The following is a 23,178-nucleotide window of genomic DNA, read 5'->3' as shown; positions in this document are numbered from 1 at the left end:
GATGTTGTGATGAAAGATCCTGTTGTTTTATTATTTATTGATTGTCAAGAGAATGTGACTGGAAACCCTTTGTTCCGAATGCTATTTTGTTTATAACTCAAAAATTAAACAATTATGTCATCTGTTGAATTTAACACCTTACTGGTCGGAAACGCCGACTTCCTGAAACCCTTCGCTTATACCCTGACGAAAGACAACGAACAGGCTAAAGATCTATACCAGGAAACGATCTTCAGGGCCCTTACCAACCAGGAAAAATACCTGGAAGGGACCAACATTAAAGCCTGGCTGTTTACCATCATGCGCAACATCTTTATCAACAACTACCGGAAAAAGACCAAAAACCGCATGATCACAGAACCAGTTATCAGCGACTTCTTTATCAACTATCAGCGAGGCGTTGTCGGCAATAATGCAGAAACCACCATGCGTACCAAAGATGTACACCTGGCCATGTACAAACTACCGGCAATCTTCAAACAACCGTTCCTGTTATACCTGGAAGGCTATAAATATTATGAAATCGCCGCCATCCTCCAGGAACCATTAGGTACCATTAAAAGCCGCATCCACTTCGCACGCAAAATCCTTAAAACACAGGTACAACGCTAAGTATCCGTCGCTAGCCCCTGTAAACAAACCTCAAATAACGCTGCCGCAATGCAGTATGATAATAAAATGCCCCGGCCATTACTACCGCAGCCCCTATCAATATCACCGGCTGCGGCCAACAGTAAAGTATTCCGGAAACCAATATCACATACCGCGCATACTCCAGGTAGAACACCCACTGCTTCTGCTCCAGTATAGCGCCACAGTTGATTAATGTAAGCACTATCAATATGGTAATACCTATCTGTACAAACACCGGTACATAATGCTCCAATAACAAAAACGTAAATAACACCAGGAGCGTTGTCCCAACCTGCCAAACTACATAACTATTTAACTTAGGCGTCTCCGTTACCACATCCCTTTCCGCCAGATACCGCCCCTCCAGTACCTCCCTGGCAGCCGGGTCCACATTGTCAGGCTTCCCAAAAACAACCCTCCACCGATCCCGCCACGTCCTTGCATGCTTCAGAGAATACAGCATCTCCAGAAAAAAATGAAAATGCTGCCATAGAAAACTATTACTATTCAATGGTTTAGTCAACCCGTATACCGGCTCCTCCCCCTCCGCTGTAAACGTTCCAAACAACTTGTCCCAAATAATAAACACATCCCCGTAATTCCTATCCAGATACTGCGGGTTACTGGCATGATGCACCCGATGATGAGAAGGCGTCACCAAAATATATTCCAGTACTCCTAACTTCCCAATCGTACGAGTATGAATAAAAAAAGGATACAACCCATGCACCAACAACATACTCGTAATCATCCCCGGCGGAAACCCTATCACCGGCAATATTGACCAGAACCCCGTCCGCAAAAATGCCTGGAAGACTGTAATCCTCGCCGATACCGTATAATTAAACTCCTCACTCTGATGATGCACCACATGCGCACACCAAAACAACGTGACTTCATGCGCCAACCGATGATACCAATACCACACAAAATCTGTACATAATAATAAAGCCACCCACATCAACACCCCCGGCCGTATCTCCAGCAACGCATATCTCTCATACAAATACGTATACACGAAATAAAACAAGCCCACCGTAAACGTATCAGCCAGCCGCTCCGCAATTCCCACACTGATATTCAACACGGTATCATTAAACCGGAAGTAGGTCTTTCCCTGCTTACTCGCCACCAAATACTCCAATCCCATAAATGCCAGAAATAACGGGACCGCAAATGCCAGATAATTTAAATGCACTATTATGCTTTTTAGAATTAGACATAACACAACTACTACGTATAGCCGGAACCATACGCAAATACATTGCTGATGATAAACTGGTGGTGGTAAATCGAAACAATATTAAACAATATATTTTAATTATCCTACCAATCAAGTAGACTAATTAGATGCAAAAAAAGTGCACCGCCTTACGGCAAATGCACTTTATAACCAACCCTCACAAGGTTTAATCTTCAGACTGCCCAGGATCAGCCATACGCACGATCTTCGGAGTAAAACGACCCAGAATATCCACCAACTCCTGCTGTGCAGCCATCACTGTATTGATATCTTTATACGCCATAGGAGCTTCATCCAATCCGCCTCCAATCAGCGTTACGCCATGCTCTTTCAATACGTTACGCATGTCATGGCCAGTAATGCTTTTCATAGCTGCGGAACGCGACATCTGCCGCCCGGCGCCATGACTCGCAGAAGAAAGCGACTGCTCCTCTCCACGCCCCCGAACAATAAATCCAGGCGCCGTCATCGATCCGGGAATAATCCCTAACACTCCCTTACCAGCCGGCGTAGCTCCCTTCCTATGCACAATCACCTCCCGCCCTTCATACATTTCTTTCCAGGCAAAATTGTGATGATTCTCTACCCGCGCCAATAAATTCCCACCTACAGCTCTGATCAACCGCTTATGAATCAAATGATGACAAGCAGACGCATAATCGCCAGCCAAATTCATCGCCAGCCAATATTCCTGACCAGCTTCACTATTCAAATCCAGATACGCCAAATGCTGCACAGGCGATGGCAAAGGGCATAATTCCCGGGCCAGTCGCGTATACTCACTCGCAATCTGTCCGCCAATACCACGAGATCCAGAATGCGACAACAACGCTACATATCGCCCCGGCGCCAAATTCCATTCATTATCCGCAGCAACAATATCTATCAACCCCCACTCCACAAAGTGATTCCCCGAACCAGATGTCCCTAACTGAGCCACTGCCTTATCCTTTAAGCGACGAAGGAATGGAATCTCCATAAACTCCTTTCGCTCCAATACCGGGTCATCCTTCTCTATATCCAGCTCTCCTCCTACGCCAAAGACGGTATTCTTTCCCAGCTCCTTCTTAAACTTCTCTACCTGCCCATCCAATACATTCGCTGGCAAATCAAGAATACTCAGACACATCCTACATCCAATATCCACACCTACTCCATAAGGAATAATACTGTTCTCCGTAGCCAATACACCTCCAATAGGTAATCCATACCCCTGATGTGCATCTGCCATTAAAGCACCGGCTACGGCAACGGGCAAACGCATAGCGCTGTCCATTTGCTTTTTCGTCCCCTCATCAATAAATGAGGCCCCATAAGTATGATAGGGAACCGCGTCTGCCAATAACTCGGCCTCCTTACGCTCCGGCGCTTCTTCTTTATGCAACTTCACCGCCACCTTATCCAGATACTCATGATCCAGAAATTGATCCGGCGATTCCAGTACCTGCTGTAGTAATACTTTTACTTCCGCTTCACTGGAATACTTATAATGCATATTAATAACGGTCATGGCTACACTAATAGCAGGTCCTTGCGGATAACCAATGCCCAGTAACCACTTTCCACTGATTTTAAATTTTCCCATTTCTTTTTTCAGGGTTTATTAATTAACCATTTCCTCCATCTCCTGCCTGCGAAACCCAATCATTCTTGGCTTGGTTTCCGGCGTCAATTCGTGTGGATTAGTAATCTCCGCCACACTCATCGGACGAGTAATCATTTGTTTGTACCCCAGATGATCCGACAAACGCTGTGCCTTTTCCACAGACAATTTACCGAACTCATAACGGGCTATCAGCCTGCCTTTACGCAGTAAGGCAGTGTCTACCGACTTCAAATCACTGTTGAAAGAACAGATCAACTGCACATTCAAACAATCAGATAACAAGCCATCCGATAAATTCAATAAATTAGATACAGATGAGCTCCCTGTGATTTTCCTGTCAAGTATAATATTCTCTGCGTCTTCTATAATCACCACACTGTTGGGGTTCTCCACCAACAGGTTCATAAATGAAGGACTGGTAATATATTCCGCCATATCTGGTGAGACAAACAACACTTTCTTCTTCAATCTTCCAATCAGATAACGGAGATAAGTAGTTTTACCAGTTCCTGGCAACCCATGCAACAGCACAATTCCCTTATCCTTATCCTTCTTCAAACGCTGCTGTATCAACTGATCCACAGCAGTGAAGTCATCTTCATAGTATAAAGACAAATCCAGTTTGGTCCGCTTGATCTCCATATTTTTCAGCACCATTCCTCCATCCTGGGATGATATCAGGTTTATCTCATGCGGCTTACGCTTCGCCTTCTGCTTCAACGGCGATATGGCGGCTGTTATCTTTTCAACAAAGGCAGCATCTCCATCCGGATGCAGTATCTGCATATACTGATATTCTAAATACAGCATACGCTGTCCCTTTAACAGAAAAAATACTTTATCATGACTGTATGATTTCACATTTCTGTCATAATCCATATCTCTGTAAACATGAATAATATCCTCTGCCAGATTGGTTTCTATCCATTTTATGACTTTCTCCTTTTCCAGATTGAACACAGAATGCATACTTGGCAGCCTGTTAAAATGATGCAGATATACATTCATCTTATCCAGGAATCCATCGGAAGTAAGATATAAATTACCAATGTCTGGGTTTCTATATATGTTGTTCATTTCGTTTATACATTTAAGTTAGATAAAGACTAACCGGAGCTCTTGCTCCGGCAGTCATACCTATCGTTAGTGGTCGATACTAAATATGCGACCTGTCGGGGTGATGGGTTAATGCAAACAGAGACGAAAAAAATATTTTTCAAAAGGGCATAAAAAGCCTGGCAGGGCAGGATTACCCCGCCATTGCTGTATTATGTACCTCCTCAATAAGTCATATTCATAAAAAAACCCGGCCTGTAGAACACGGACCGGGCACACTAACGTTAACGTATACACTACGTTATCGCATACCTTGTCCGCTTAGCTTGCTTGGGGGCAAAGCTATCTCCAAACCATTTGCAGTAGCGGGTTTCCGCAACTACCAATCGTTCATGGCTCCAGCGTTTTTGTTCGATTACAGATACAATCATCATCGAAAATGCAATAAAAAAAGCCCGGTTCAAGGAACCGGGCTTATCTTTATCGATAGAAATATTTTGATCTACCTGTAAACATAAAACGCCCGGAACCCGCTCTCAATCAGCACTATGCCGTGATCCGCGAAGCTCATTTGTGTTATATTGCGTTTCATTTTTTAAAGGTTTATTGAATTAATAATTTTGACGATGCAAAGATAATTATAAGTGTTTTGATATTGCAAATTTTTGACAAACTTTTTTTAAAATATTTTTTATGCATCATCAATTTATCTTGATCGCTTGTCCGACTTACGCCTTCTTCAGCAACACCTTCTGCCCCAGAAAATCTACTGCTGCATCTACCATTTCTAACATACTACTCCAACTCTCTGCTTTCTCAAAAGCATGTTTATAAATCTTCTTCACAGAAACATGCAATTTGTTTCCTTCCACAGTACTGCTCACTATAAAAGAACCACAAGTATTATCCACATTACGCACAAGCTTCTCCGCTCCTTCCACTTTATATCCCGCCGGAATATTGATGATAATCTCATGTTCGAAGCTACGCGCAAATGGCTCATACATATCTACCTTACGTTCCCGTTGATTCTGCTTGAGCGTTAATTGCCCTCCTATCAATCTGCCTACGTCAAAAATATAGTTGCTACCTGCTTTCTTCAGAAATCCATCCAGCGTAAATTTAGTGTCATACACGAAATCAGGATTCGTATGACGCATACCCATATTCCTGATCTTATAAGACTTGAGCTCTTTAGGCGCCGCATCAAACTGAGACTTCACCTCACTGTTGAAGGCTTCTTTCTGATCTTTTCTCGCTTGTGCAAAAGCATTAGTATATTCCTCTGCCAACGCTTTGTTTCTGCGACTGTCCGCGAATTTCTCCATAAAAGATTCGCGGATGCCTAACGCTTGTCTCTCTTCTTCATAATAATCTTCAAACAACAACAGGTCTTTCTGTCCGTCTTCTCTGAGTGCACCACGTAAGGTAGTGGTGCGATCTACCACTAGTTGTTCCATATTATTATCCAACGTGATGTCTAGTTTCTCCAGATGACTATTCTTCGAAGCCTCGCTGAATGGGATTTTTACACGGGTTGCAAAAGGAGGATCATCCCTCTTTTGAGGACCGCCTACTTCATTCGTCACAATAGCGTTTTGCCCTTCATGTGCCGCGGAAAAAATATTACAATGCGTAAATACGCTGGCAGATGTAATATAAACAGGGTTTTCTGTTCTTGTTTTTAAGACATATTCAAAATCAGTAGGTTCTAATAATTCACCATCTGCCGGACCGTACTTGTTAGTCACCAATACTACATCGCTTCGTATATCCAGTTCCCGTAAGGTTCTCGCAACAAGGCTAATAAATAATCGGTTATCAGAATCATTTTGATTTCTGGAGAGACCAACATTAATCTTGCTATCAGGGAACACTCTGAAAAACGCCATATACCGCATCGCATAATAAACATAGTAAGGAATACTATCTTTCGGTAATTTACTTCCTCTGTCGCGCTGATAAATCTTAATCATATCACGAACGCCATCCACATAAGACACGGGCCCCGGAGTACCCGCATAACGATAATTACCCAATGCTCCCAATCTGGCGCCAGATACGATTTCCCCATCCAATGGATTCTTGCGGTAACTTCCGGCAGGAACTTCAATATCGCCATATACATAACGACCGTAGTTAACGTTCATACGAATATTAGCCACCTGTCGATATGGCGACATCCACAATTGTGTAGGCAATGCAGGAATATTCCTTACCAGCAAATCAAATACATTACCATCTTCATCTTTAGAGATTTTGAAGTCTGGAGCGCCATTGGCAGTAGTATATCTGATAGCATACTTATCACTTATTTCGCAGTGTACAGACAGCTGTTTAATGGGTTTTTCGTCTCCCAAAACAAAAATTTGCTGATCAATACTTCCACTGGCATCCTTCATTTCTTCTACCAATACAAAATAATCAATGATATCGCCCACTTGCAGATCGGGAATAGCCAGCTTACTTTTCTGTTGTTTATTTTCTTCTTGCTCCGTCACCATTTCCTCATCTACTTTCACTTCTTTCCGTGTACCATCTGCTTTAATAATACGGACGCCAATGATGGTGGTGGCCTTCGCTCTGAAGCCATTTAGCTGGCGGAATTTCTTGAAGCTAAACTGCGAATATTCATCCAATGCTACCTTATCATTTATCTTCACCATTTCCCGCACAGTGGTGGCATAGAAAATATCCCGCTGCACATAAAATCCGAATACGCTGGCCTTCAGTTTTTTAGAACTGGATACTTTCACATCAATATGTTTTGCCAGTATCACAGCAGATTGTGTGGTATCGATATTAGTAAGATCAGGTTGCTTAAAGGCTTTGATATCCCAGGCCCAAACATCCGTACGGGCAGAGACCGCCCGTTCATTATATCTTTCGAGGTCTTTCTTTTTCTGTGCGAATAACAGTACAGATGACAACAGAAAAAATAGCGTTAAATACAGTACTCTCATGATTGTTAGGAATAAACTATTTCTTGTTAAGGGTAACTTGTTCACGATAGGCTTTGTCCAACGCTTTTACATCAGTATTCCACTGATTGAAAGCGGATTTTTCCAACCGGTTGTTTTTGATAATTATTTCTTTCAGGTAGACAACTTTCGCTCCCGATTGTTTATACGCTAGATGAAACGCATAACCATCTCGGTCTATCGTGAGGCCTTCCGGCAATTCTGCTTTGTAGCCGGCAGGAATATCCAGCGTGGTCTCATGTTTCACATGATGCTTGTAGGTAAACAACAGATCTGATGTACGTTTGGCCGTATCTATGGCATAATCGCCGAATTCTTTACGGAAGTCCATCTCTATAAACAAATCATCCCCAAAACCAGCTACTGCATCCTGAAAACGAAGGTCATAATTGATATCCATCGGACGATTCCAATTTTCCATATTGGAACTTACCAGGTTTGTGATATTATATTTTGTGTTCGATTCATTGAGATAGCGCAACAATGCTTCGCTTACTTTTTCTTTGCGAATACCATTTACCTGTGTCAGCATAAATTCTTTACTCTCTCCATCCCACTGATGCCGGGCCTTTCCGACGAGTGAAGTTCCTTCAATACGCAGGGAGCGCGACTCTGTCTCTGTGTTCTGTGAATAGCTGCGTGCAGGCACACGGTCAAGAATATACGAATCGCCGTCTTCAATCATAACCTGACGTCCCTGAATACGTTGCGCATACTGATTCATACCGATATAAGTTTCAGTCGCATCCAGGAAATAGCGTTTTCCTTTATAGTTCAGGGCACATATCATGTGGTTATCCACAGCCATACTGGGAATGGAATAATCATATGCAATATGATCTGTTCCTATCCAGCAAAGACGCGCGTCAAACCCTAAGGATTTGAGTAAGCCACGGGTGAGATTAGCCATGCCTTTACAGTCGCCATACTTATGCTGCAAAACCGACTGGGCGGCTTCTGGTTTGAATCCGGCAATACCATCTTCAAAAGCGATATAGCGTATATTATCCTGTACCCAATTATATACTGCCATAATCTTCGCAGTATCAGCGGTCAGTCCTTTCGTAATCTCCTGTGCTTTTTCTTTGATGATGGCATCATTGTCGCCTATTTTATTCACCAGGGAACGATACCAGGCATAGAGGTCGTCTGTTTTATTGAAGTAGGTGATTTGCTCTCCAGTCTTGGTGGTGGCCGATTGGGACAGCACCAGCAGATGGGGATATTTATAGGAAGGTCCGGGAGACTGCCTTTCTCTTTGTGTGGCTGTGAGACCGATGGCGGTATAGGTATATATATCTGCATCCCGTTTACTGTCGTATGCCGCTGTTTTGGTGATGTTGGCGCCATTAAAATTCATTTCCTTTATCTGGGCTTTCATCCAGCGGGGAATGATGATGGTGACTGTTTTATTGGTAACCGGGAAGTTTTCTGGAAAATAAATGGAGGTAAAGTACCTGGGGTCCAGGATTGTTTTTTCCAGTTCCACTCTGCTTTCTGATCCTTTTTTTATCAAGTCGAGCTGCAGGCCGCATATTTTAGCATCGGAATAAAAGATATCATCCACTGCGTAGTTGGCATATTTAGGTTGGATATCTTTTCGTCTGTCATTATTTATGTAGACACGTACTTCATCTATCTTGCTTTTGTCGTCATAAAACTCCGCGAATGGAACAGTTGTACGGAACTGATTACACAGATAGGTTGTTTTCTGTTCTTGCTTGATATTTACAGGATTCTCTTTATCGTTACTGTAAACGAATTCGTACCGATCTTCCAGGGAACTGATGATAACATTTTTATCCGGATCATCGTAGGCATTAGAAGTGATGGTGCATAGCAACAGGCTGACGCACAGATATAGGTATTTCAGATTTTGGGTCATATTAGGCTACTGATTACCATTAAATATAGATATTAAAAATAATTTTAACAAAAAAGCCGGCAGGGATGACCCTACCGGCTTCATAATCAGCATACCAGGGAATTAACAATAATAGATGACCTGATTGGTCGACCTGTAAATTATATTAATACCGCACTGTCTTCGAACTGTTTTTCCAGTCTTTGCATTTGCCGGATATGGCGTTCGATGTGTTTGGTAAGGAAGTATATATACTGATAGATATCCAGTTTGCCCAATTGGTTGACGGACATGTTGGTGAATACCAGCATACCTTCTCCATTTTTGAGCAGGGATACGTTGTACATGCACTGCGCATATTGCTGTTTGAGCAATGCTTTGATTTCGGACAGATTTTGGAGCCCATTAGGTTCCATGTGTTCTGGTCTTACCCATCCGAATGATTTGCTCCCGATTACATCGATTTGAGCGAATTTCTCTTCGTAATCGGCGGGTACCGCCACGGTGTGTCCGGTTCTCTTACGGTCTAATGCCCGGCGGGTGGATTTGTTAATGATGAGTAACAGAAAATAGTTGGTTAGAGTGATGTGTTCCAACACTTCTCTGATACTCCATTGATCGCGTTCTGGTTTGAAGTTCAGCAATGCTGTGTCTTTTTCAAACCACTGGTCTAACTCCCTGAAATTGGTGAGTAAAGCCTCTCTTACAACTTGAATGACATTCCTCATGGTGCTACGTTTTTGGGGTTATGTACCTCCTGGCTTTTCTGGGTCAGCACATAACTATTTAAAATGGTGTTTCTATCGTTTGACCAGGAAATAAAAAGGCCTGGCCGTAATTACGGGCCAGGCCAAATATTGTAAGGGGTCTTACAACATTACATACGAGGTCCGTATGGCTTTTTTAAGGCAAAGCCATCCCGTTTATACCAGGCACATTTTCGTGTGGTATAAGTATTAAGTTTAGTTATCGATTGAATTTGGCTCAATGTCATCATTACTATCAGCATCAAAACAAAAAGGTCCCGCTTTGTAAGCGGGACCTTTGTTTATATCGTTTGATAACTTTACTATCGTTAACAATCGGTGCAACATGCCCGCATCTTCGTCTGGACCTGCTTTTGCTTGCAGGCCATCGCGATAATCTTGTATGTTGAAAAAAGTTGCACAGTTATGTTTAATTGATGCAAAGGTAGTTTTTATTTTTTATCAATTTAAAAAACTATCCTACTTTTTTTGTAGAGTTAACAATTAATTCAACTACTACCTTGGGAATACGCGATCAAAATAAACTCAACTGTGAAGTGGGCCTGCGAAAAGCGTCGGTATTGAATTCGAAGCGCTCCTGGTTCAGACCATGCTTCTTAGTATATATACGAAATTGTTGTCGGATAAGATCTGCGATATTCCCATCTCCTCTCATTCTTCTTCCAAATTCGCTGTCATTCACATTACCGCCGTGTAAGCCTTCAATCATATGCCATACCTTATCGGCTCGATCAGGAAAGTTTTTATGTAGCCAGTCATGAAAGATGAGCTTTACGGCATCATTCAGCCGAACGACGGTGTATCCTGCAAATTTGGCTCCATTTTCAGCGCTGGCTTCAATCAGGCGGGGTATTTCCTGATCGTTCAGACCGGGAATGATGGGGGCTGTCATCACTCCTACAGGAATGCCTACATCAGTTAATTCTTTTACGATTTTAAGCCTTTGTGCTGCAGTAGTAGTGCGTGGCTCCATTTTCTGACGTAAATCTTCCTGCATGGTGGTTATGGATACATACACGCATACGAGGTTTTCTGCGGCCAGCTTTTGCAAAATATAACGGTCACGTAATACCAGAGAGTTCTTAGTGATAATCCCCACAGGCTGCTTGTACTCCAGGCAAATCTCCAGCAGTTGACGCGTCAACCACATTTTCCTTTCCACCGGCTGATAACAGTCCGTATTTCCTGAAAGAGAAATCGGCTTAGGAACCCAATTCTTATTATCCAGGAACTTGCGTAACAGCTCCGGCGCATTATGCTTGACAATGATCTTTCGCTCAAAATCCAACCCTGCACTCAACCCCCAATACTGATGCGAGTTACGGGCATAACAATAAATACAACCATGCTCACAGCCCTGATATGGATTCATAGAATACCACATCCCCACATCCGGACTATCCACTTTATTCACCAGGGATTTCGCATGCTCCTCAAAAACCTGTGTAGGTACATCTGCCTGCCACCATTCATCAATACCTTCTGTATGTTCCTTCACATACTCATCCGTCAGGAAACGATTCCTCGGATTGATCTGGGCTCCCCTCCCCTTATAGTATTGGTTTTCAGGCATCCCTTCCTGGAATGGCAAAATCATACACTAAATATTTTAGTAAAACTACTAAAATATTTAGTTACTTCATATATTTTTTAGTATTCTTGCTAAATAATCTGCATCTGCTTCATCAGGAAAGTAGCATTCTTATTTCTCGCCACCCCTTCCCTAATCCGATAGTCAAAATATAAGTGATCGTCCTGGATAGTACTCTCAAAGCAATAATTGCGAATCCGTTCAGGATAAGTATCCTCTAAATGCCCTAACTCCAAATCATGCGTAGCCACCATTCCCAAACAAGTATACTGCGTAAAATGCTCTATCAAACTGCGGGAACCAGACAACTTATCCTCAGAATTCGTACCCTTCAAAATCTCATCCAACAACACAAATACTTTCTTCCCTTTCTTCAATCCTTGAATAATATGCTGTAACCGCAACAATTCCGCCTGGAAATAAGAAGTATGACTGGCAATGGAATCCTTAATACGCATAGATGTCATGATATACATTGGCGTAAACACAAATGCATCCGCACATACCGGCGCCCCACACATCGCCAGTAACAGATTACTTCCCACACTACGCAAAAACGTACTCTTACCAGACATATTCGATCCGGTAATAATCAGGAAATCACCCTTACGACCAATACTTCCATCATTCTTCACACACTCCGACTCCGGAATCAACGGATGCCCCAATGCGGTAGCCTCCAATATCAGCCGGCCCTCCTGCGGAACAGGATAACTATAACTGGAATGGTTATACGCAAACGTAGCCAGACTATTCCACACCTCCATCTGCGCTACTACATCCAGCCACTTAGGCAAATCATCCCGGTGACTAACTTTCCATTTCTCCAACTTCACCATACAATGCAGATCATACATCAGCAATGAATTCAGCACTACCGCTACAATCAGGTTCAGTCGCTGATCCAATGCACCGCTGATACGCGCCAATTTATGCAATGCAGTCCCCGCTGAAAGGGCGGTTTGCTGCTGCTCCTGCAGTAATCGCGCATGGCCGAATTTAGCGTCGCGAACGACCTGCAATATGGTATCGAATTTCCCCAGGATGAGCGATTTGTGCGCCATCAGGCCATGTTGCGCCAATACTTTCTTCTGTGCGCTCATCAGCACCAGCCAGTTGATAGTCAACACAATCAATGCCCAAACATATGATCCCGTAAATGCATACACGAAAATGGCAGCAATAATCAACACCGGCAATACCCATCTGGCAACTTCATAAAACTTATTACCCAAAAACTCCAATGGCATCTGCAACCAGAGATTCAATTCTTTTTTGTCCTGCCCTTCTTCCTTTGCCAACGTGGCCGTTGCAGTCAACATCTGACGAAACTCCAGCTCCGGAGATAATACTTTCAGTGCTTCCTGAGTATCTTTTATTAGCGCAATATCCTGATGCGGCGACTTCAACCTATCCGCCAGCAGATTGCTGCCGGATATTGTTCCCGTTCTGTTGATATGTTGATAAATGGAAGAAGCACCAAATACATCCAGGTCACTGGTAAAATCATGACGCTCATCTACATACCTGTTGCCGTCCTCAAAGAGCGCCTTATTGGTAGTTATCAATGTATACTCCTTTTCATTCAGGTCCAGCAGCGCTTTCAGCAACTCCAACCGATCCTGACTTTTAATATGCCGCTTCAACAATGCCAGAAAACCCACTAAACCAACAGCAGCTACTGCCAGCCATAACAGGTCATAGTGAAGGCGCAGGAATTGCAGTATTCCCCATACAGTCACTATAAACGTCAATAGTCTCAGCCAGGCGTATAAGGAAGTCCGGCTCTGCTCACGGTCTCTATCGGCCTTTAATGTAGTTATCCGTTGCTGATATATCTCTTCAGGTGTCATAATTCGAGGGTTGTATGTACAAAAAAGGAGCAAAGAACCAAAGATATCCAAATCTTCGCTCCTTTGCTCCTTATTATCTTACAGGGAAAGATCCTATGCGTACTGACGTTTCAGTAACTCAGGATATTCATTGCTTACTTTCAGAATCAGTTCGCCGAACAAAGTATTCGCCCAGGCAAACCATTTACGGGTAAATTTAGTCGGATCATCTTTCTGATACGATTCATGAATAAACCCGGTATTACCATCTGTATTTCGCAGTGTTTTGATACAAGCGGCAATTTCTTCTTTATCATGACTGGTCAATGCTTTCATGATGATGCTCATCGGCCAGATGTAATTCTCACCAGTATGCGGACTACCAACGCCATCTCCGAATTTACCCTGATAATACCATGGATGGAAAGTGCTCCACACAAAATGGCGGGAAGCCTGATACAACGGATCTTCAGCAGTAGTATAACCCAGGTATGGTATAGACAACAGACTAGGTACATTGGTATCGTCAATGAATAAACGATTACCATAACCGTCTACTTCAAAACCGTACATATTACCCAACTTAGGATGCTCCACAATAGCGTAGGCCTTAATTGCGCGATCTACTTCATCTGCAAGCGTGCGACACTCTTTCGCAAAAGCGGCATCTTTATACACATTTTCACTGATCTCTGCCAACTGACGCAGCGATACTACGGCAAACATATTGGAAGGAATCAGGAATGGAAATACGGTCGCATCATCAGAAGGACGGAAAATACTAACAATCAGTCCTACCGGCAGCATAGGCGCACCCCATCCTGCATTAGGAACGGTGTCCGACTGCCATGCAGTAACACGTTGAAATTTATAAGGACCTTTGCCTTCTTTACGTTGTTGCTCCTTGAAAGTCTTAACAATCAGATGAGCAGCTTTTTTATATTGTTCGTCAAATACCTTGGAATCGTTGGTATTCTTCCAGTAATGGTATGCCAGTCGCACCGGATAACAGAGAGAATCAATCTCCCATTTACGCTCATGCAGTTCTGGTTTCATATCGGTCAGATCTTTCTCCCATTCGCTGCCGGTAGGGCCATCGTTGAAGGCGTTAGCATAAGGATCTATCAGGATACATTTCGCCTGACGATTGATCACACCTGCAATCAGTTGTTGCAGTTTGGTATCATCTTTCACCAGGGCGAGATACGGCCACACCTGTGCAGATGAGTCACGCAGCCACATGGCGTTGATATCTCCTGTAATAACGAATGTATCTGGCTTACCGTCTACCACTTTGTAGTTTACAGTTGTATCCAGTGTGTTAGGGAAACAGTTTTCAAACATCCACGCCAGTTTGCTATCTGCAATCTGTTTCTTTACCGTTAATATTGTTTTCTCTACCGCTTCACTGGTAAACTTGCGCTGAGCAAGTGGCGGACGCTGAGAACTATATCCATCCCATCCAAATACCGTTTTCGGTAAGCCCAGACTAACAGCTCCTGCCAGCAGGGCGCCGTTTTTAAGAAAATCTCTCCTTGCAACCATAACTGTTTGAGTTTATGAAGCTGTAAAATAAAAAAGTTTTCCGGATTTGCTAAATCGATTTGCCTGATGCGGATTTTTTTGCTCGCAGAGCAGCATAGGCAGCAAAGCAGCAGTAAATAAAGATGTGAATATAATTTGCCCGATGCGGATTTTTTGCTCGCAGAGCAGCATAGGCAGCAAAGCAGCAGTAAATAAAGATGTGAATATAATTTGCCCGATGCGGATTTTTTGCTCGCAGAGCAGCATAGGCAGCAAAGCAGCAGTAAATAAAGATGTGAATATAATTTGCCCGATGCGGATTTTTTTGCTCGCAAAGCAGCATAGGCAGCAGAACAGCAAAGAAATATTTTTGTTGTTTGGTAAAACAGGTGTAAATAAAAAGCAGCAAAGAGAGTGTAAATTGTCTAGTGAGATACGTGTCTCCCGAAAACTATACAATTAATCTCCTTTGCTGCTTAAATATTCGCTACAATCCTTTGCTGCTTTGCTGCCTATGCTGCTTTGCGAGCAAAAAATTACATATTTCTTCTATACTGGCCGCCTACTTCATACAGGGCATGTGTGATCTCTCCGAGAGAACAGTGTTTCACGGTTTCCATCAATTCAGCGAAGAGGTTGCCGTTATTCACTGCTACCTGTTTCAGCTGTTTCAACGCCGATTCACGCTTGATCTGATGCCTGTGCTGGAAGGCTTCCAGGGTATTGATCTGGAATTCTTTTTCTTCTGTGGTGCTACGAATAACTTCCGCAGGAATAACGGTTGGTGAACCATTCTTATTCAGGAAAGTATTCACCCCTACAATCGGATATTCGCCAGTATGTTTCAGTGATTCATAATACAGGCTTTCTTCCTGGATTTTATTACGTTGATACATACGTTCCATTGCTCCCAATACGCCTCCACGTTCGGTAATACGTTCGAATTCTGCCAATACCGCTTCCTCTACCAGGTCGGTCAGCTCTTCGATAAAGAAGGAGCCCTGAATCGGATTCTCATTCTTCGCTGTTCCCAGCTCACGGTTGATAATCAACTGGATAGCCATTGCCCGACGTACGCTCTCTTCTGTAGGCGTGGTAATAGCCTCATCATATGCATTGGTGTGCAGCGAGTTACAGTTGTCGTATATAGCATACAGCGCCTGCAGCGTAGTACGGATATCATTGAAATCTATCTCCTGCGCATGCAAACTACGTCCGCTGGTCTGGATATGGTATTTCAATTTCTGTGAACGATCATTTCCTTTGTACTTGTACTTGATGGCTTTAGACCAGATACGACGGGCCACACGGCCAATCACCGCATATTCCGGGTCCATACCATTACTGAAGAAGAAGGAAAGGTTAGGCGCAAAATCATCGATGTTCATACCACGACTCAGATAATATTCCACATACGTGAAACCATTAGCCAGTGTGAAAGCCAACTGTGTGATCGGGTTAGCGCCCGCTTCCGCAATGTGATATCCGGAGATACTCACAGAGTAGAAGTTACGTACCTTCTGATGAATGAAGTATTCCTGTACATCCCCCATCAGTTTCAATGCGAATTCCGTAGAGAAGATACAGGTATTCTGTGCCTGGTCTTCTTTCAGAATATCCGCCTGCACAGTACCACGAACGGTACTCAGGGCATGGGCTTTTATCTTCTCATATACTTCTTTCTCTAATACCTCTTCACCGGAAATCCCCAGCAAAGCCAGTCCCAGTCCGTCGTTACCGGCTGGCAGATCTCCATTGTAATGAGGCAGTGGATGATCCTTGAATTTATCTTTGATGATCGCCTGTACTTTTTCGGTCAGGCCATTTTCGAGGATGTATTTCTCACATTGCTGATCTATAGCAGCATTCATGAAGAAGGCCAGCAGTATAGGCGCCGGACCGTTGATCGTCATGGATACCGAGGTTTTCGGATCACAAAGATCAAAGCCGCTATAGAGCTTCTTCGCATCGTCAACGGTAGCGATACTCACACCGGAGTTACCGATTTTACCGTAGATATCCGGACGAATAGCAGGATCTTCTCCATACAACGTAACACTGTCGAAGGCAGTAGATAAACGTTTTGCCGGCTGATCCAGGGATACATAGTGGAAACGTTTATTGGTCCTTTCAGGACCGCCTTCTCCGGCAAACATACGGGTAGGATCTTCTCCTTCACGCTTCAGCGGGAATACGCCAGCAGCATAAGGGAATTCACCAGGAAGGTTTTCTGTCAGCTGCCAGCGGAGGATATCGCCCCAATCACTGTACTTCGGCAGACTCACCTTAGGAATCCTGCTGTGGCTAAGACTTTCCGTATATAAAGGCAATTTGATAATTCTATCTCTTACCTGGAATTCGTAGAAGTCGGCATTATATTTCTTAACGATGGCCGGCCATTCTGTAATCAAGGTTTTACATTCCGGATGCAACTGCGCTTCCAGCGAGGATTTGATATCCTGTAAAGCGCCTGCTTTCTCCGCATCCAGTTGGAGTTTCATCACACCTTCCAGTTGATACAGTTGTGTAGCCAGTTTGCACTGTTCATCCACCCATTTACTGTAATCGCCGATGGCTTCTGAAATTTCCGCCAGATATCTGACGCGGGCAGGAGGTATGATCTGGGATTTAGTAGTGGTGGCTTTTATGCTTTCATGCTCCAGGGTACCGAAAGACACGCCTGCTTTCTCAATCACTTTTTCCATCACTCGTTCGAAGAGCAGATTGATACCTGCATCATTGAACTGGGATGCGATAGAACCGACTACTGGCAGTTCATCATCTTTGGCTGTCCAGAGGCTGTGGTTACGTTTATATTGCTTACGCACATCATGGAGTGCATCCAGGGCGCCTGCTTTATCAAATTTGTTGATCGCAATGACATCGGCGTAATCCAGCATGTTAATCTTCTCCAACTGTGAAGCGGCGCCATACTCTGGCGTCATCACGTAGAGGGAAACATCGCAATAATCGGTAATAGCAGTATCGCTTTGACCAATACCGGAAGTTTCCAGGATGATAAAGTCGAATGCCGCTGTTTTGCAGATATCTATTGCTTCCTGGATATGTTCAGAAATGGCTTTATCTGATTCGCGGGTAGCGAGAGAGCGCATGTATGCTCTTGGGTGATGAATGGCATTCATGCGAATACGGTCGCCCAGCAATGCGCCTCCGGTTTTTTTCTTGGATGGGTCTACAGAAATTACCGCAATAGTTTTATCTGTAAAACGATTCAGGAATCTGCGTACCAGTTCATCTGTCACGCTACTTTTACCTGCACCGCCAGTACCGGTAATCCCCAGTACCGGAATGTTCTCTGTATCGGGAGTATTGGTAATCTGTGCGCCATCTGCAGCCACTGTTACAGCTTTGCGGGCTTTCGCACCGCTCAGCATAGCCACTGGCATATCATTTTCCGCCAGGGAAATGGCTCTGGCGATTATTTTAGGATTCTTATCTTTCTTCAGCTGTACGGTGTCTTCTCCTCCTGTGCCGGCAGGCAAAGGCTGTACGGCCACATCGCATCTGTTGATCAGATCTTCGATCATACCTTCCAGGCCCATCTGACGACCGTCGTCCGGAGAATAGAGTCGCGCAATGCCATATGCATGCAGCTCTTCCAATTCAGTAGGCAGAATAGTTCCGCCACCACCGCCGAAAATTTTTATATGACCACACCCTTTTTCTTTCAGGAGGTCGTACATGTATTTGAAGAACTCCACATGCCCGCCCTGGTAGGACGTAACGGCAATTCCCTGCGCATCTTCCTGGATGGCACAATCTACTATTTCCGCCGCTGAGCGGTTATGCCCCAGGTGAATCACTTCTGCTCCCTTTGCCTGCATTATACGGCGCATAATGTTGATCGCAGCATCATGACCATCGAATAAGGCGGCCGCTGTTACTATGCGAACCTTGTTTTTTGGTGTATACGACATATAAAATTCTGATTTTACCCGCACCGGCAGGTGCGATTTGCAATTTACGCTTTCTTTTGCTCGTAAAACGCGTAGGGATGCGGAGCCAGACAAACTTTGCCGATTTTCCACCTATTTCCGGGATGTATAGAAAATCGGTGAAGAAAAGCCGGGTTTCATTAAATTTTTTTCGGCAAAAAAAATCCCTTGCACGGGCTGTACAAGGGAAATTAAATTTAAAAAGCACCAGCAAAAATGCAAAGCGGCCTTATTGTTTCATAACGTGGAATTATAAAATCAACTATAGAAAAAATTTAATTTGATATTTAATGTATTGAAAGCTTAGTAAGACAGATTTTTCCTGATAACAAGTCAGATACAAGGTCTTCTACATACTGGTCATTTACTTCGATGCTTATCAATTCTCTATTCGGCAAACAGGCATCGTTTAATAGATGCTTTCAAGGATGTGTATATCTTACACAATCTTAATTAAAATTTTGTTAAAAACAAACTTTTTTGAACCTTTTTTGGAAAATAAAAACGAAAAGAGAGGAATAATGGTAAAAAGAACCCCTAATCCTTTACTGTAAAGGATTTTAAAGAATTTTATTTTAACAAAAAGGGTTAAGAATTAAGGATTAGGGAGATAAAAAACTATTATATTCTGATACTTAAAAACCAATGCCCAGATAGCGCTTTTTCCGCTGATCATACTTATCAAAATTGAATTTATACAGCTTAGCCGGGCGATGAGGAACATCCTCTTCTTCCTCATTTAAATCCATCAACAGATCCATGGACAGAAATTTCTTGCGGAAGTTTCTTCTGTCCAATTCTACATCCAGGATCGCCTCATACAGATTCTGTAGTTCCCGGAGAGAGAATTTCTTCGGCAACAGGTTAAAACCTACGGGTTGTACCATCACTTGTTGTTTCAGGCGTTCATGACATGTATCTAGAATCTGTTTATGGTCAAATGCCATTTCATGCAAATCCTTTATACTGTGCCAATGCAGCTCATTATTGCTCATCTTTAGTTCCACATGTTCAATATTGACCAGGGAATAATAAGCGACAGTGATTACTCGCCCGGCCGGATGCCGGTTAATGGTACCAAAAGTTTGTACTTGCTCCATGTACACATTATCCAGGCCAGTACGCTCTTTCAGCACCCGGTAGGCCGCTTCATCCAGCTCCTCGTCTGGTCGCACAATGTCGCCCAGCAGCGACCATTGCCCTTTAAATTCTTTCAAATCGGATTCAATCAGCAATACTTTCAGTTCATCGTTATTAAAACCGAATATGACGCAGTCCACAGAGATTGCGACCTTGAAATAATCCTTTATTTCAACAAGGTGTGTATTGATGTTCTTAGACATAGATGACATCATAGAAAACGTGGAATTACAGTAAAATTTCTGCTTTGTTTTGGTTCACTTGGCCAAATCAAGCAAAAAAATAGCACATTTTTGAAAAAATTGCCAGTATTTTTTTAGCCAACCCGACGCATGCTTTCGCCGGGCAAAAAGATAAGTTTATTTTTACGCTTCAGTTTCAAAGTTATGTATACAAAAGATATTGAAATAACCCTCTCCCAGCTTGCCAAACAGCTGTTGGAGCATCAGCAGAAAAATGCCCTGCTGCATTCGTCCATTGATGAGACCCTGGAAGGCCTGCGCCGTGTTATCACGTACAACGATTGGCGTTACTATGTCCAAAGCGATCCCGTACTAAGCGATTATGAGTACGATCAATTGTTCGCGTGGCTCAAAAAGCTGGAAACAGCACATCCCGATCTTGTGAGTGCTGATAGTCCTACCCAACGGGTAGCCCGCGGCCTGACCAAGGAATTCCCGACTGTTCAGCACCTGGTGCCGATGCTCAGCCTGGAAAACTCCTACAATGCAGATGACCTGATCGATTGGGACCGTAAAGCCCGCGAAGCTTCCGGCCTCACTGAAATTGAATACTGCATCGAACCTAAATTCGATGGCGCCAGTATTTCCCTGATATATGAAGATGATAAACTGACCCGCGGCGCTACCCGTGGCGATGGGGTTTCTGGAGAAGATATTACCACGAATATTCGCCAGATACGCAGTATTCCTCTCTCAGCCCAATTTGGCCAATACGGTATCCAGCAAATCGAAATCCGTGGGGAAGTTCTTATCAATAAAAATACTTTCAAAGCTTTCAACGAAAAACGTATTGCCGAAAACCTGCCACCACTGGCAAATCCACGCAATGCCGCCTCTGGTTCTCTCCGCATGGTAGATCCTGCGGAAGTAGCCAAAAGAGGTCTGGAGGCTTTCCTCTACCATATGAGCTATCATACCATGGAACCTGGTAAAACAGAACCAGAAGCGCTGCTCACCCATAGCGGCACGCTGGACCTCTTGTCTACACTGGGTTTCAGAAGTCCTGCCAAAGAGAAAAAAGTAGTGAGAGGTATCCAGGAAGTGATCGATTACTGTCTCTGGTTTGAAACAGAAAGAGATAACCTCCCCTATGAAATTGATGGTATGGTGATCAAAGTGAATGATTATGCGCTACAAGATAAGCTGGGCATGACAACACACCATCCTCGCTGGGCCATCGCCTATAAATTCAAAGCCCGCCAGGCTACCAGTAAGCTCCGTAATGTGGAGTTCCAGGTAGGCCGTACCGGCTCAATCACACCTGTAGCGAAAATAGATCCTGTGCATATCGGCGGCGTAACAGTATCCTCTATCTCTCTTTTCAATGAGGAAGTGATCCGGGAAAAGGACCTCAAACTCGGTGATACCGTATTGGTAGAGAGAGCGGGAGACGTAATTCCCTACATCGTGAAATCCAACGCAGATCTGCGGGATGGGATGGAGCAAGACATTGTATTCCCTACTCATTGTCCGGTGTGCCACGACAAACTATTTAAACCTGAAGGAGAAAGCGTTTGGCGTTGTATCAATATCAACTGTGAAGCACAAGTGGTGGAACGCATGATCCACTTTGTAAGTAAAGACGCCATGGATATAAAGAGCTTCGGCGAAAGTAATGTCCGCAAGTTCTACACCATGGGCCTGATGAAAGATATCCCGGGCATCTACACGCTAGATTTTGAGAAAATAGGCACCCTGGAGGGGTTTGGCAAGAAATCGCTTACCAACCTGCAATCAGCTATAGAACAATCGAAATCCCAGCCTTTACATCGCTTGATATTTGGTCTGGGTATCAGATATGTTGGAGAGACGACCGCCAAAACGCTGGCGAATGCTGTTTCCAATCTCATGGATCTGCAACATTTCAGTGAAGAGCAAATCCTTGCTTTGGAAGACATTGGGCCTAAAGTAGCAGGTTCTATCCGCCAGTTCTTCAGTAACCAGGACAACATCGAGATGTTGCATAAACTAGCGGAATTAGGTATCAATCTGGAAAATACCAAAAGTACCGCTGCCGGCACTGGTGAACTGAGTGGTCAAACTTTCCTCTTCACCGGTACGCTCCATAAGCTGAAACGCAGTGATGCAGAGGAAATGGTGGAACAACATGGCGGAAAAATTCTTTCTGGCGTCAGCAGTAAATTGAACTACCTGATTGTAGGAGAAGATGCCGGTAGTAAACTGGAAAAAGCAAAGAAAATTAACACGATCAGAATTCTCTCTGAAGACGAATTCCTGGAGCTGATAAAATAAGAGGAATGGACGATTTACATTTCATGAAACAGGCACTCATAGAAGCACGCAAAGCCTTTGATGAAGGAGAAGTGCCTATTGGCGCCGTAGTAGTACTGAATAACCGGATTATCGGCAGAGGATATAACCAGGTAGAAAGATTGAATGATTGCACCGCTCACGCGGAGATGATTGCACTCACTTCCGCTTTCAATACGCTTAGCAGCAAATACCTGATGGATGCGACCTTATATGTAACCGTAGAACCTTGCCTGATGTGCGCCGGAGCGCTCTATTGGAGCAAAATAGGCCGTATCGTATATGCGGCCCCGGATGATAAAAATAGTTATCGCAGGTCAACCGGAACCACGTCTCCCTTCCATCCTAAAACAAAGCTGGAAGAAGGTCCATGTAAGGAAGAAAGTCTTACCCTCATGAAAACGTTCTTCGAATCCAGAAGAAAATAATAGGCACAAAAAAGCCTCGCCATCCATAACGGCGAGGCTTTTTT

Annotated in this window: 15 protein-coding genes; 3 read left to right on the top strand and 12 right to left on the bottom strand. The window is 43.7% G+C overall.

What is annotated here, in order from left to right; translation table 11 throughout:
* Window positions 1-114: 114 nt before the first annotated feature.
* Window positions 115-612 carry an RNA polymerase sigma factor gene (locus CLV59_RS07695; RefSeq protein WP_111591430.1) on the top strand — a complete coding sequence of 166 codons (498 nt, stop codon included), beginning with the start codon at window positions 115-117 and terminating at the stop codon, window positions 610-612.
* Window positions 613-622: 10 nt separating this feature from the next.
* On the opposite strand, the gene CLV59_RS07690 is transcribed toward CLV59_RS07695, so the two are convergent.
* The 12 genes from CLV59_RS07690 to CLV59_RS07630 all read right to left on the bottom strand — a co-directional run bounded on the left by CLV59_RS07690 (window position 623) and on the right by CLV59_RS07630 (window position 20,408).
* Complete coding sequence (locus CLV59_RS07690; protein WP_111591429.1) at window positions 623-1,831, bottom strand: sterol desaturase family protein; 1,209 nt, start codon at window positions 1,829-1,831, stop codon at window positions 623-625.
* A gap of 211 nt (window positions 1,832-2,042) precedes the next feature.
* Window positions 2,043-3,461 (bottom strand): RtcB family protein, encoded by a 1,419-nt coding sequence (locus CLV59_RS07685; protein WP_111591428.1) that lies wholly within the window; start codon window positions 3,459-3,461, stop codon window positions 2,043-2,045.
* 18 nt (window positions 3,462-3,479) lie between these two features.
* Complete coding sequence (locus CLV59_RS07680) at window positions 3,480-4,559, bottom strand: AAA family ATPase (RefSeq protein WP_111591427.1); 1,080 nt, start codon at window positions 4,557-4,559, stop codon at window positions 3,480-3,482.
* Between the two features lie 707 nt (window positions 4,560-5,266).
* Window positions 5,267-7,501, bottom strand: coding sequence for a DUF3857 domain-containing protein (locus CLV59_RS07675; RefSeq protein ID WP_111591426.1), 2,235 nt, complete (start codon window positions 7,499-7,501; stop codon window positions 5,267-5,269).
* 16 nt (window positions 7,502-7,517) lie between these two features.
* The gene (locus tag CLV59_RS07670) at window positions 7,518-9,404 is read right to left on the bottom strand and encodes a transglutaminase-like domain-containing protein (RefSeq protein WP_111591425.1); all 1,887 of its coding nucleotides are present in this window, start codon (window positions 9,402-9,404) and stop codon (window positions 7,518-7,520) included.
* Between the two features lie 140 nt (window positions 9,405-9,544).
* Window positions 9,545-10,111, bottom strand: a complete 567-nt coding sequence (locus tag CLV59_RS07665) for a DinB family protein (protein ID WP_111591424.1) — start codon at window positions 10,109-10,111, stop codon at window positions 9,545-9,547.
* 553 nt (window positions 10,112-10,664) lie between these two features.
* The gene (locus CLV59_RS07660) at window positions 10,665-11,747 is read right to left on the bottom strand and encodes a PA0069 family radical SAM protein (RefSeq protein ID WP_111591423.1); all 1,083 of its coding nucleotides are present in this window, start codon (window positions 11,745-11,747) and stop codon (window positions 10,665-10,667) included.
* A 65-nt stretch (window positions 11,748-11,812) separates the two neighbouring features.
* Window positions 11,813-13,594 (bottom strand): MutS-related protein, encoded by a 1,782-nt coding sequence (locus CLV59_RS07655; protein WP_111591422.1) that lies wholly within the window; start codon window positions 13,592-13,594, stop codon window positions 11,813-11,815.
* Window positions 13,595-13,687: 93 nt separating this feature from the next.
* Window positions 13,688-15,118: a glycoside hydrolase family 125 protein gene (locus tag CLV59_RS07650; RefSeq protein ID WP_111591421.1), complete on the bottom strand. Its 1,431-nt coding sequence runs from the start codon at window positions 15,116-15,118 to the stop codon at window positions 13,688-13,690.
* Window positions 15,119-15,167: 49 nt separating this feature from the next.
* Complete coding sequence (locus CLV59_RS07645; protein ID WP_146616144.1) at window positions 15,168-15,506, bottom strand: hypothetical protein; 339 nt, start codon at window positions 15,504-15,506, stop codon at window positions 15,168-15,170.
* A gap of 127 nt (window positions 15,507-15,633) precedes the next feature.
* Window positions 15,634-19,035, bottom strand: a complete 3,402-nt coding sequence (locus CLV59_RS07640) for a methylmalonyl-CoA mutase family protein (protein ID WP_111591419.1) — start codon at window positions 19,033-19,035, stop codon at window positions 15,634-15,636.
* Between the two features lie 653 nt (window positions 19,036-19,688).
* A complete protein-coding gene (locus tag CLV59_RS07630; RefSeq protein ID WP_111591417.1) occupies window positions 19,689-20,408 on the bottom strand; it encodes an NUDIX hydrolase in 720 nt (239 codons plus the stop codon).
* Between the two features lie 171 nt (window positions 20,409-20,579).
* Between CLV59_RS07630 and ligA the strand changes: the two genes are divergently transcribed.
* Together ligA and CLV59_RS07620 are read left to right on the top strand one after the other, a co-directional pair.
* Window positions 20,580-22,688: an NAD-dependent DNA ligase LigA gene (ligA, locus tag CLV59_RS07625; protein WP_111591693.1), complete on the top strand. Its 2,109-nt coding sequence runs from the start codon at window positions 20,580-20,582 to the stop codon at window positions 22,686-22,688.
* Between the two features lie 5 nt (window positions 22,689-22,693).
* Window positions 22,694-23,134 (top strand): nucleoside deaminase, encoded by a 441-nt coding sequence (locus tag CLV59_RS07620; protein ID WP_111591416.1) that lies wholly within the window; start codon window positions 22,694-22,696, stop codon window positions 23,132-23,134.
* Window positions 23,135-23,178 lie beyond the last annotated feature (44 nt).

It is taken from the genome of Chitinophaga dinghuensis, assembly GCF_003259435.1.
GTDB classification, from domain to species: domain Bacteria; phylum Bacteroidota; class Bacteroidia; order Chitinophagales; family Chitinophagaceae; genus Chitinophaga; species Chitinophaga dinghuensis.
The sequence above is the reverse complement of the archived record's forward strand: the minus strand, read 5'-3'. Positions and strand labels throughout refer to the sequence as shown.